This is a genomic window from Chryseobacterium elymi (assembly GCF_003385495.1).
In the GTDB taxonomy this organism is placed as follows: Bacteria; Bacteroidota; Bacteroidia; order Flavobacteriales; family Weeksellaceae; genus Chryseobacterium; species Chryseobacterium elymi.
Window position 1 is genome coordinate 1 of the sequence record NZ_QNUH01000036.1, and the last position, 11,267, is coordinate 11,267.

Annotated in this window: 12 protein-coding genes; 3 read left to right on the top strand and 9 right to left on the bottom strand. The window is 36.0% G+C overall.

The window, feature by feature from the left end:
- A partial coding sequence (locus tag DRF60_RS21265; RefSeq protein WP_394337481.1) for a helix-turn-helix transcriptional regulator occupies positions 1-277 on the top strand: 277 nt, incomplete at its 5' end.
- 80 nt (positions 278-357) lie between these two features.
- Here the strand turns inward: DRF60_RS21265 and DRF60_RS20220 are convergent.
- The 3 genes from DRF60_RS20220 to pepE form a co-directional block, all read right to left on the bottom strand.
- Positions 358-1,509 (bottom strand): sensor histidine kinase, encoded by a 1,152-nt coding sequence (locus DRF60_RS20220; RefSeq protein WP_116015058.1) that lies wholly within the window; start codon positions 1,507-1,509, stop codon positions 358-360.
- Positions 1,510-1,515: 6 nt separating this feature from the next.
- Positions 1,516-2,883 carry a D-alanyl-D-alanine carboxypeptidase/D-alanyl-D-alanine endopeptidase gene (gene dacB / locus DRF60_RS20225; RefSeq protein WP_116015061.1) on the bottom strand — a complete coding sequence of 456 codons (1,368 nt, stop codon included), beginning with the start codon at positions 2,881-2,883 and terminating at the stop codon, positions 1,516-1,518.
- 116 nt (positions 2,884-2,999) lie between these two features.
- On the bottom strand, positions 3,000-3,692 hold the full coding sequence (pepE, locus tag DRF60_RS20230; RefSeq protein WP_116015063.1) for a dipeptidase PepE: 693 nt from the start codon (positions 3,690-3,692) through the stop codon (positions 3,000-3,002).
- A gap of 191 nt (positions 3,693-3,883) precedes the next feature.
- On the opposite strand from pepE, the gene DRF60_RS20235 reads away from it, so the two are divergent.
- Positions 3,884-4,444: a tetratricopeptide repeat protein gene (locus DRF60_RS20235; RefSeq protein ID WP_116015066.1), complete on the top strand. Its 561-nt coding sequence runs from the start codon at positions 3,884-3,886 to the stop codon at positions 4,442-4,444.
- Between the two features lie 232 nt (positions 4,445-4,676).
- Here the strand turns inward: DRF60_RS20235 and DRF60_RS20240 are convergent, their stop codons facing one another.
- Positions 4,677-5,165: a YdeI/OmpD-associated family protein gene (locus DRF60_RS20240; protein ID WP_116015069.1), complete on the bottom strand. Its 489-nt coding sequence runs from the start codon at positions 5,163-5,165 to the stop codon at positions 4,677-4,679.
- 253 nt (positions 5,166-5,418) lie between these two features.
- Between DRF60_RS20240 and fsa the strand changes: the two genes are divergently transcribed.
- Complete coding sequence (gene fsa, locus DRF60_RS20245; RefSeq protein WP_111958274.1) at positions 5,419-6,072, top strand: fructose-6-phosphate aldolase; 654 nt, start codon at positions 5,419-5,421, stop codon at positions 6,070-6,072.
- 58 nt (positions 6,073-6,130) lie between these two features.
- Here the strand turns inward: fsa and DRF60_RS20250 are convergent, their stop codons facing one another.
- From DRF60_RS20250 to DRF60_RS20270, 5 genes are all read right to left on the bottom strand, one after another.
- Positions 6,131-7,000, bottom strand: a complete 870-nt coding sequence (locus DRF60_RS20250) for a GLPGLI family protein (RefSeq protein WP_116015071.1) — start codon at positions 6,998-7,000, stop codon at positions 6,131-6,133.
- An 8-nt stretch (positions 7,001-7,008) separates the two neighbouring features.
- Positions 7,009-7,584 (bottom strand): sugar O-acetyltransferase, encoded by a 576-nt coding sequence (locus DRF60_RS20255; RefSeq protein WP_116015074.1) that lies wholly within the window; start codon positions 7,582-7,584, stop codon positions 7,009-7,011.
- 165 nt (positions 7,585-7,749) lie between these two features.
- Positions 7,750-8,640, bottom strand: a complete 891-nt coding sequence (locus DRF60_RS20260) for a GLPGLI family protein (protein WP_116015077.1) — start codon at positions 8,638-8,640, stop codon at positions 7,750-7,752.
- Between the two features lie 72 nt (positions 8,641-8,712).
- Positions 8,713-10,665: a M56 family metallopeptidase gene (locus DRF60_RS20265; protein ID WP_116015080.1), complete on the bottom strand. Its 1,953-nt coding sequence runs from the start codon at positions 10,663-10,665 to the stop codon at positions 8,713-8,715.
- A 6-nt stretch (positions 10,666-10,671) separates the two neighbouring features.
- Complete coding sequence (locus DRF60_RS20270) at positions 10,672-11,037, bottom strand: BlaI/MecI/CopY family transcriptional regulator (protein WP_116015083.1); 366 nt, start codon at positions 11,035-11,037, stop codon at positions 10,672-10,674.
- Positions 11,038-11,267: the final 230 nt, after the last annotated feature.

Below are 11,267 nucleotides of genomic sequence, written 5' to 3' on the forward strand. Positions count from 1 at the left end.
TTCTCTGGCTAAAAATAACAGTCCTGAATTTTTAGTATTATTTGAAGAACTCTATCCGAATTTCGTAAAAAACTTAAAAGAAATAAATCCAAAAATCCGCAACTCGGAACTCTACTTCTGTGCACTTGCATTTCTTAACTTTTCCACAAAAGAAATCTCTCATTTTACGTTTGTTTCCATTGCGGCAGTACAATTAAGAAAATACAGAATTAGGAAAAAATATAACATTTCATCAGAAGAAGACTTTAATATATGGATGAAAGCCTTAAATGATTAACCTTAATGTTGGAACGCCCGAACAGTACATTTATTGTTTTGTAGTTAGAACTGCCATTTTTCAGCAATAAAGTTTATGATTTACGCTTTCCTGATTGTTATTCTGAATGTAGTTCCCTTTCCTACTTCAGTTTGGGAAATTTTAATGTCACCTTTATGATATTCGTGAATAACCCTTCTCGCCAGCGAAAGCCCCAGCCCCCAACCTCTTTTCTTCGTTGAATACCCTGGCTTAAAAGCATTTCTTGCCTGCTGTTTTGTCATTCCGCTTCCGGAATCTTTAACTTCGATCAGGATATTTTTATTTCTTTCAAAAACGTACATGTCCAATGTTCCCTCTCCTTTCATAGCATCTACGGCGTTTTTCACCAGGTTTTCAATGACCCAGCTCATCAGGATCTTGTTGTGGGGAACGAGAATGGTATATGTTGGAAGGTGAAGGGTGAAATTTATTTTTTTAGAGATTCTCGTTTTCAGGTAATTGTAATTCTCTACAATGGTCTCATTAAAATTCATGTCATTCAGTTCCGGAACGGATCCTATTTTAGAAAAACGCTCAGAAATAGTCCTCAGCCTTTCAATATCTTTCTCGATTTCGTAAACACCTTCAGAATCCGGATTATCCAGTTTCATAATCTCCATCCAACCGATCATGGATGACAAAGGGGTTCCGATCTGATGGGCAGTTTCTTTGGCCAGTCCGGCCCAGAGATAACCTTCATCCGTTTTCTTAATCGTTCGAAGGAACCAAAATGAAAACAAGAAATAGCATAAAATAAAAAAGCCCAGTATAAAAGGAGAATATCTTAAATCATTAAGTAACCGTGAGTTATCATAATAAACAAACTGATTATTTCCATCAGGTATTTTTATTTCAATAGGCGGATAGCTTTTCGCCATTTTTTTAGCCAGAAGAGTTATCTGAACCGGGTCACTTTCTATTTCCTTCGGTATATTTTTATGAACCATAGGCCGGTCATCCCTATCCAGCACAATCATTGGAATTGTATTGTTAGAACTGTATATTTTGAGAATCAGTTCCTGAACTTCCAGGCTTGGAGTTACTTCCTGCTGAAATTTCAGCGCACTTACCAAAATATCTACACGCTTGATTTCCTCTTTCCTGAGAAAATTAATAAGAATTGTTGAGGCCACCACAATAGTGACCACTACCAAAGTCATCAGTAAAAATATAATCCAGTTATTCAGTCTGGTAAGTATGGATTTCCTCAAGCTGTTTTATTTTAAGACATTCAGAATTTTCTGCAGTTCTGTACTTCCGCTTCCCTGATAGTTATTGATAATGATTGAAAATACATATTTTTTACCGTCTTTAGCCGTATGATATCCTGCAAAAGATTTGGTATCCCTCATTGTTCCGCTTTTCATCTTTATTCCGTCCTGAACCGGGAAACCGTCGTAATAAGCATCAAACCAAGGCTGTTTCTTTGCATACAGCAAAGCCTGAACCTCTGCTTTGGCAGCAACATAATTTTGTGGAGAAAGTCCACTTCCATCGGCAAAGTTGATCATATTCGGATTAATTCCTTTAGATCTCCAGAATTCTTTTAAATAGGCAACTCCATTCTTAAAGCTGGAATTCCCTTTCTTTTCTTTTCCTAAGGTTTTAATTAAAGCTTCACCATAAAGATTGACACTTTTCCGGAGAAACCAATAGACTATTTTATCCAAAGTTGGAGACTCATGGGTAAGAATTACATTTTTTGGAGCTCCCGGTATCATTTTTCCTTCCAATTCGAGTTGTGAGCTGGTGGTTACTTTTCCTGAGAGTTCAATGCCTGATTCTTTAATCCATTGCTGTACTTCTGCTCCCAGCTGCATTGGAGGATTGGGCACAGCACCGGAAACCGTGACTGTTTTTCCTGCCGGAAGTGTGCCGTTGATTAAAGCGACTTCAGAGTGTGGTGCGGTAAAAATAAGACTCTGATCAGAGCTGCCTCCAGCCTTCAGATCATTCAGCCATTTTACATTTTCAAGTGGATAAGAAAAGCCTTTAAACTCTGTCCCGTTAATATTGATATCAAACTGGTTTTCTCTCCAGTTTATTCCCCAGACACCTGCACCGTAATAGTTGCCAAGGTCATCCCAGGGCCATCCTCCCGGAATGGTCTGATGGTCAAAATAGGAGTCATCAATTACCAGATTACCGGAGATCTTTGCAATTCCTGAGCTTTTAAGGGCTTCAATGAGTTTCTTTTTAAAGCTCTCAGGTTTGTAGGCATCATACCGCCAGCTCCCCAAAGTAGGGTCGCCATTGGAACTGATCACAAAATCCCCGTTCAGAATTCCTGCGGATAAACTTCCGGAATAACCTGCTGTTGTTTTATAGGTATAATTTTTTCCCAATGTTTCAAGAGCTGCGCCCGCAGTGAAAATCTTCTGCGTAGAAGCTGTTGACAGGCCCTTATTACCCTGGTATTCGTAAATAAATGTCCCGTTTTCATCGGTAACATAAAATGATAAGCCGGACGAAACAGCTCCCGAAGAATCCATAAGATCTTTGGTGGCTTTATCCAGCTTCTGCGCAATATTTTGGGCAGATACTAACTGAACCGACAGTATAAGAACTGCAAGTGTTTTCTTCATTGCAAGGCTTTTATAAATCTAAATTTTATGGTCACGCTCTTTGAACCTAGTTCATGAAGCACCCGTTAATCAATTCCTGATCAAATATAATAAAAATAAGAGCTTGTTTTGATGGCTTAAAGTATACTTCCCGCCTCTATTTCATAAGGTTCTTTATCTTTTTCAAAAATTCTTGTCATTTCACTGCCCTCTACTGTGATTGTATCTGCGATTCTTCTGATCCAGTTTCCTTCACGAAGCCCTATTACTTTCGTGTCATTCTGGGTCAGAAATTCTCTGATCCTGGTTTCCCTTGTTTCTCCGTTATGCTTTAAATCGGGATTGGGATCCAGATAATGCGGGTTGAGATTGAACGGAACAAGTCCCATACAGTCGAAACTTGGCGGATAAACAATAGGCATATCATTCGTGGTTTTCATATTTTGTCCTCCGATATTGCTTCCGGCACTGCATCCCAGATAGGCTTTTCCTGATTCAACATTTTTCTTCAGAACAGACATCAGGCCTTCTTCATGTAATGTTTTTACCAGTAAGAAAGTGTTTCCTCCGCCTGTAAAATATCCCTGTGCATTATTCAAAGCTTCTGCTTTATTTTCAAATTCGTGAAGACCCTTTACTTTAATGTTGATAGTTTCAAAGAAAGAACGTGCCTTTGCCGTATAATCGTCATGAGAAATTCCACCGGGCCTTGCAAAAGGAACGAAAACGATTTCATCGACTCCTTTATATAGTTTAATTAATTCTTCTCTTAAGTATTCCAAATATTCTCCTCCGAAAAGTGTGGAAGTAGACGCTAATATGATATTCATACAGGAAAATTATAGTGATTATTAAAAACAGTTGAATTACAAAGATAACTCAATCCCTGACGAATCAAAAATTAAGCTAAAAAAACATTTTATCCGTTAATATTCTCTAAAAAAACTTAAAGGCTCCAAAATTTAAGTTTTTGTGGAATTATTATTGAATTTTAGAATTCAATTTTAAAAAATGTAAGATTATGAAAATGACTAAAATTAATATCAAAAATTTGTTTTTAGGTTTAATACTTGCCGGAACTGCAAGCCTTGTCAACGCACAAACGACTAAAGTTGACAGCGCAAGTACAACGAATACGGCTGCTACGGCGCAAGCAGGAAGCAATTCAACTATCGACGGCCTTAAAAAGCAGATTGAAGCCAATCCTAAAGATACGGAAGCTCTCTCAAAGTTAGCAACAGCTTATCAGGAGGCTTCAGACTGGACCAATGCGGTTGAAACATGGAAAAAGATTTCTGTTTTGTTACCTGACTGGGCTCCGTCTTATTACAGCCAGGCTTATGCCTATCAGTCTGCTAAAGATGATGCCAACGCCAAAATTGCTTATGAAAAGTATATTACCACTGTAAAACCTGAGGAAGTAGAGCAGAATAAGAAAAATCTGGCTTATGCTTATTTTTATCTTGCTTTTACAGAACAGAAAAGTGACCCTAACAAAGCAAAAGAACATATTGCTAAATCTCTAGAATATGATCCTAACAATCAGGACGCTCTAAAACTTAGCAAAGTTTTAAATTCATAGAGCCCATTTAAATTTTATTCAATAATAATTATGCAGAAATAACACTGAAGAAAAATATTTCTTCCGCAGATTAGAACGATGTAGTATATTTATTTCAATTATAAAAATCTGCGTAATCTGCCAAATCAGTGAGATTTTAAAATTTAAACAGTCTCATAATAAAAAATAAAATCCGGAAAATATTTTCCGGATTTTGTTTTTACCAATTGATTTTAATTCTTAGTGACTCATTTTAATCAATTTTTTTACCGAAGAAATCCGTTTCTCCATGGAGATGCCGGATTATTTTTTCAATATTCCTCTCGATGCTGGCATCGGTTTTCAGATTGTTGATATACCGGATCAGTTCATTTCTTCTGGATGGGATCAGGCTTTCAAAATTACGGGTTGCTACAGCACTTCCTTTAATAGCTGCATCCAGTTTGGGGTGAATAGAAATTGTCCGGTCTGAATCATCAAATTCAATAGATACTTCAATCATTTCTCCTATTCTTTTGGGAGAGTTTTTAAGCATTAAAAGATTCACATACAGCCTCCATTCTCCTAAATATTTCATGAGATTTTGCCTGAATTCTTTTCCGTTTACGGTTCCTTTCACAGGAACAGGACTTTTATCCTTTCCTGCTGCCTTGAAAATTTCAGTTAAGATTTCTTCAGGAACAAAAACAAAAGGATTGATACCGATAATTTCAAGTACGGCTGTAAAACTGTTGTTTTTCATGTTTAACAAAGATAATATTTTATGGTGAAATGAGTTACGGGATATGTGATACGAGGGTATGAGATTCGGGGTACAGTTTATAAAATTATAAGTTACAGACATTCCTTAATCTTTCCGCCCTAAACTTCTAACTTCTAACTTCTAACTTCTAACTTCTAACTTCTAACTTCTAACTTCTAACTTCTACCAAAATTAAAATTTTCCACTCACAAAGGGAATCATTATCTTTGCAGGAATAAATCTAACGAACGAAATGAAATTTTTTATTGACACAGCCAATTTAGAACAGATCAAAGAAGCAAGAGACCTTGGAATTTTAGATGGAGTAACCACTAATCCTTCATTAATGGCAAAGGAAGGAATTCAGGGGAATGAAGCGATCAAAAATCATTATAAAACAATCTGTGAACTTGTAGACGGGGATATTTCTGCAGAAGTACTCTCTACTACGTATGAAGAAATGATCAAGGAAGGTGACGAATTGGCCGCCATCCACCCGAACATTGTGGTAAAGATCCCAATGATCAAAGACGGAATCAAAGCTTTAAAATATTTTTCCGATAAAGGAATCAAAACCAACTGTACACTTATTTTCTCTGCAGGACAGGCTCTTTTAGCGGCTAAAGCAGGAGCTACCTATGTTTCTCCTTTCTTAGGAAGACTGGATGATATTTCAACGGACGGATTAAACCTTATCCAGGAAATAAGATTAATTTTTGATAATTATATGTATGACACTGAGATTCTGGCAGCATCTATCCGTCACTCTATGCACATCATCGACTGTGCTAAAATAGGGGCAGATGTGATCACATCTCCACTTCCTCCGATCTTGAGCTTACTGAAGCATCCTTTAACAGACAGCGGATTGGCTCAGTTTGTTGCAGATTCTCAGAAATTAGCTTAATTATTAAAAAGCTATTCAGATATAAAATCCCGGAACTTTTTCGTTCCGGGATTTTCTTTTATTTCAACAGATCAAGTTCCAGAATATTATTTTCCTTTTTAATTTGATTAATCAATTGCGTTTCTCTATCATTTCTCTTCGCATTAGAAGTTTTTACCAATTTTCCCGAATCATCAATTTCCAAAATATCACGGCTTTGTGCCTGCATCAGCTTTTCACTTTTCATTGGATCTTTACAGTAATCTTTAAAAGCTTGTTTATATTTTGTTTCATTCAATTTAATAAGGGGGTCAAAACCATGCTTATTCTCTCTGGAACTCTTCCATTCATCTCCTTCCGGAAGTTTTTTAATTCCTTTTAGTTCGAATGAATGCGTCTGGCTGGAATCCTCTAATTTTACAATTAGTCCGGGAAGCCCATAGAATTTATAGGGTCCGTCCTGAATGAGCACCTCTGTGGTAAACCATGCAATCCATTTTCTGCCAGCAAATTCGCAAACAGCTTTTTGAGCAGCCAGTTCTCCGATCTTTGCTTTGTCAGGAAGAATTTTCCATTTTTGCTTTCTTCCCTCCTCTACCATATACATATCAATACCCAGAGAATTGAAAAAATTTACCGAATAATCAGGATATGACTTTTCAACACTATAACGAATTTTACCTTTGAACTTAATTTTTGAAAAATCCATTTCTATTCCACGCTTAACATGTATATCCATAGCAGCTGCCCAGATAGAATCTGATTCAGAGACATCTTTACTGTAAAACTTAGATCCTTTCGGAATAACATCCAGAAACATTATTTCAGTCTCCTGGACATCTCTTGCTGTAGAATCAATGCTAAACCTATACTCATAAATGAATCTTTGACTCTGAGCACCGACTGAAAGGGTTAATAGGAGAATGAATAAGGTTGTTACTTTTTTCATGATAATGATTAATATGATTTTAAATTTTCTTCAACATTTTTAATTACCCTGCAGGGATTTCCCACAGCAACCACATAATCAGGAATATCTTTGGTGACTACACTTCCTGCTCCAATTACCGTATTATTCCCGATAGAAACCCCGGGCAGAACCACTACGTTGCCTCCCAGCCATACATTGTCTCCTACTGTAATCGGTTGGGCATATTCAAGACCTTCATTCCGCTGTTTTGCATCCAGCGGATGTCCTGCGGTATAGAAGCTACAATTCGGACCGATAAAAACATTGTCCCCAAATTTCACTTTAGTACAGTCTAAAATAGTGAGGTTATGATTGGCATAGAAATTCTCTCCCACTTCAATATTATAGCCGTAATCGCACCAGAAATTGGGTTCAATACAAATATGCTCTTTTGTGCTTCCCAGAATTCTTTTGAGCAGTTTGTTTCTGTTCCGGATATCGGAATTCTTCAGCTGGTTATACTCTAAGCATAAGTCTTTGCATGCCATACGTTCGCTGATCAGCTGTTCATCATAATTGGCATTATATAGAAGTCCGGCCTCGCATTTTTCCTTTTCTGTCATGGTATTGTAAAAAGTTTAAGGTTTAAAATTACGATAATCATCAAAAAGAAAGGATGGTCATTAATAACCATCCTGTATTATGAAATAGAAAAATTTTCATTTAAACCCAAACTTAGTCTTTTACCGCAAAGGCAAACAAATTAAATTCTGGTATATTATAATAGATTATTTATATAAATCCGGTTCTATCTTATTATTATTTTTTAATAGGTCTTCCTTTGCCCTTTTTTCAATATTCCTGTACATTTCATTCATATCAATAGATTTCCCATCCTGATTTTTCATATTGATAACCGCCCCGGCAGGAAGTGTACTCATTGTTTGCTTCATATCTTTGGTTGGATCTGTAAGATAATCTTTCCAGGCTTTTTTAAACTGCTTTTTGTTGACTTCAATTTCCTTACCGCCTATACCAACCATAGTAAGCCCGGGAATCTGAAGAGCTTCTTCTGTAGTGGCTTCCGTTTTCTTATTTCCAATTAAAGTCATAATGTGGGAGCCTTTTGTATCTTCGATTTTTACAATAAGTCCTGGCAATCCACAGAATTTATAAGGTCCATCCTGGATAGGAATATCTGTTGTGAACCAAGCTATCCAGCTTCTTCCTCCATAATTTGTGGTCGCTTTTTGAGTATTGTATTCGCCAATTTTTTCCTTTTCAGCTAGAATTTTCCACTCAGGTTTCTGATCTTCTGTTACTTTATAAGTCGTATTCCCAATTTTTTCAGAAAACGACATACTATATTCAGGATACTTTTTTGTAACGCTTGAGAAAATAGTTCCCGGTTTTATATTTTTCCTGATGTTAATACTACCGCCAAATCCACCTTTCATCTGCTTGGCAATATCTGCTTTTGTTGTGGAATCCGCAACGAATTTTTCGCGGCTGTAATACTTGGAACCGCTTTTGTCAATATCCAGAAGCATAATATCACTTTTTACTTCTGCCCTATTAGTAGAATCCGCAATATATTTATAATCATAAAAGAACCTGTTGACCTGCGCATTGGCGAACACCCCAAGTATAACCAATAAAATCAAATAATTTTTTTTCATAATGTATGTTTCTTTCCTATGTTATTAAAAGCTTTGCCAATTTCAGAATCATTGGCAAAGCTTGATGGTACTTTATTTTTTTGTCTGAATTCTTATTTCTCCACGTCTGATATTTGCTCCATTTTCTTTATTAATGGTAACACTTGCAATATTTTCAGGTTTTATGGCATCCATTTCACTTTTGGTAATCTCTTTTCCATCCAAGAAAATCTTAGTATCATCCCAGCCATTCACTTTGAGTTTTTTCACGCCATTCATGGCAATGATTCCATTAGCATCTTTCTTAATATAATCTGCTTCCAGATCCATGCTTCTGTTTAATGAACCAGACTTATCAGTATTGGTGCTTTTGTAAAAGTAGACATTTCCTTTGGCTCCTTCCGAAATTCTTTTTAATGCCTCCAAGCGGACTTTCTCACCAAATTTTCTTGCTTTTTCTCCTTCAAGTCTTGCTCTTTCACCTGCTATTCCGGCCTGTTCTCCAGCTATTCTGGCTGCTTCAACCTGTATTCTTCCGATCTCTCCAGCTTTCATCCCTTCAATTCTGGCTTTCTCTCCCATTTCTCTGGCCTTTTCACTTAACTTCATGGCTTCGATTCTCGCTTTTTCGGCCCTTTTGCTGGCCGCTTTTCTTTCTCTGATAACTTTCCTTGATACTTTTGCATCCCCTGAGTCCCAATTCTGAAATTTCATCACTCTTACTCTCGGAGCATTGGGAGCTGAAGGAGGTACCGGAACATCCGGAAAGTCTATATCTAAATCTGAAAGATCTGGCATTTCCACACCAAGTTCCTCAAGGGTTTTAGTTCTGTTTTTCCACTCATCAGATTTGAAAAAATCATTTAATCTTTTTGATTCTGCATGAGGAATGGTAAAAGCCATTTTAAAATCATCAGAATTGGTAATTCTACCTATTTCTCCTGAAAGTTCACCAATCTCATCCACCTTCTGCTGAAATTCTTTACTTTCCGGCTTCAGGCTTTTTAAAGCTTTACTTTTTTCTTCAATTTTCTTTCCGAGTTCTGCTATTTCTTTCTTAGTTGAAGACTCTTTGAAGAATTTCGGAGCTATGAATTCTCTTTTTTCAGTTTTCTGAGGTGTTATCGTATCTCTTTTGATCTGAGAAACTGCTTCCTTGATCGCTATATTCGTTTCTTTAATTTCTTTGTTCTTGGCATTCACCATATAGGCAAAGGCTACTGAAAATAAAACCGGTAATGCAAAAATTCTCCGCGCATATCCGAATTTGGTTTTTGGTTTTTGTAACATTTTGAGTCGTTTTTTTAGATTTGAACTTAGAAACGGACTGGCAGCAGGCAACTGTGTTCCGGAAAAGTGGCTTGCTAAAAGCATCTGCGCAAATGCTTTGGTATCCGATTTTTTTACAGCCTTTTTATCGGCCAGATATTCGTGGATCAGACTGATCTCTTTTTTAATGATATGAAAAAATGGATTGAACCAGAAAACAGAGGTAATGATCTCAATAAAGATTTTATCAAAAGAGTGTTTCTGCTCAATATGAACCATTTCATGTTTTAAAATCTGCTCTCCCACATCAGAATCCAATGTGATGGTATTTTTCCAGAAAAGATTTTTAAAATATGAAAACGGTGCTTCTGTCAGGTTTGTACGGTAAAAATTAATCCCGTCAAAACTTTCTTTTTGAAACTGCTTTTTAAGATTCTGGATTTTAAGGATCCCGAAAATTAACTTCCCTAAAAAATAGAGAGAAACCAGTCCCAAAGCTGAAAAAATAATTCTAAAATAAATGTGGCCATTGTCTATGTTTTTTTCTGTATTAAAATTCTGTATCTTATCTAGAAGCATATACATATCATTATTAACTTCTATTGTAAAATCATCTACCCGGATCAGTGGCAGTAGCAGGGATACCACCATTGCAAACAGGAGATAAAATCTGTTATAATGATGAAATGTCTTGTCTTTTAAAGACAACTGATAATATAAAAACATTACACCGGAGCATACAATTACTTTTCCCAAGTATAAAAACACAGTTTCCATGATCAGTTAATTTTTCTTTTTGAGTTCGTTCAAAAGCATTTCCAGGTCTTCTACACTTATTTCATTCTTTTCTACAAGGAAGGAAACGGCGCTTTTATAAGAACCTTTGAAATAATTTTTTACCAGACTTTTCATAGTTTTCCCGGAATACTGTTCTTTGGTAATCAACGGGAAATATTCATGCTGTCTCCCATATACATGATAATCTACAAATTCTTTGTCCTTTAATACTTTTAAAATGGTAGAAACTGTATTGGTGTGGGGTTTCGGCTCCGGAAATAGGTCCAGAATATCTTTCAGAAATCCTTTCTCTAGTTTCCATAAATACTGCATCACCTGCTCTTCTGCTTTTGTCAAATTCTGAATTTTCATATCCTGTTCATTTATCATTAAGTGATAGATTATTTGAATAAATTCTATATCACTAAGAAATTAGTTATACAAATGTAGAAATAAAATCGAATCAAACAACTATTTTTTTAGTGATAAAAGATTAACAAATATAACTTATTGAAAATCAGTGTAATAATTTATATTAAAATATGTTAAATTTTTAATACACCCAATTTATTGCCTATTTATTATGCACAAAAATTTAATAT

Bases quoted from the DNA above. Each gene is read 5' to 3' on its own strand.
- dacB (WP_116015061.1), bottom strand. From the start codon at position 2,883: ATGAAGAAAACACTTGCAGTTCTTATACTGTCGGTTCAGTTAGTATCT.
- pepE (WP_116015063.1), bottom strand. From the start codon at position 3,692: ATGAATATCATATTAGCGTCTACTTCCACACTTTTCGGAGGAGAATAT.
- DRF60_RS20235 (WP_116015066.1), top strand. From the start codon at position 3,884: ATGAAAATGACTAAAATTAATATCAAAAATTTGTTTTTAGGTTTAATA.
- DRF60_RS20240 (WP_116015069.1), bottom strand. From the start codon at position 5,165: ATGAAAAACAACAGTTTTACAGCCGTACTTGAAATTATCGGTATCAAT.
- fsa (WP_111958274.1), top strand. From the start codon at position 5,419: ATGAAATTTTTTATTGACACAGCCAATTTAGAACAGATCAAAGAAGCA.
- DRF60_RS20250 (WP_116015071.1), bottom strand. From the start codon at position 7,000: ATGAAAAAAGTAACAACCTTATTCATTCTCCTATTAACCCTTTCAGTC.
- DRF60_RS20255 (WP_116015074.1), bottom strand. From the start codon at position 7,584: ATGACAGAAAAGGAAAAATGCGAGGCCGGACTTCTATATAATGCCAAT.
- DRF60_RS20260 (WP_116015077.1), bottom strand. From the start codon at position 8,640: ATGAAAAAAAATTATTTGATTTTATTGGTTATACTTGGGGTGTTCGCC.
- DRF60_RS20265 (WP_116015080.1), bottom strand. From the start codon at position 10,665: ATGGAAACTGTGTTTTTATACTTGGGAAAAGTAATTGTATGCTCCGGT.
- DRF60_RS20270 (WP_116015083.1), bottom strand. From the start codon at position 11,037: ATGAAAATTCAGAATTTGACAAAAGCAGAAGAGCAGGTGATGCAGTAT.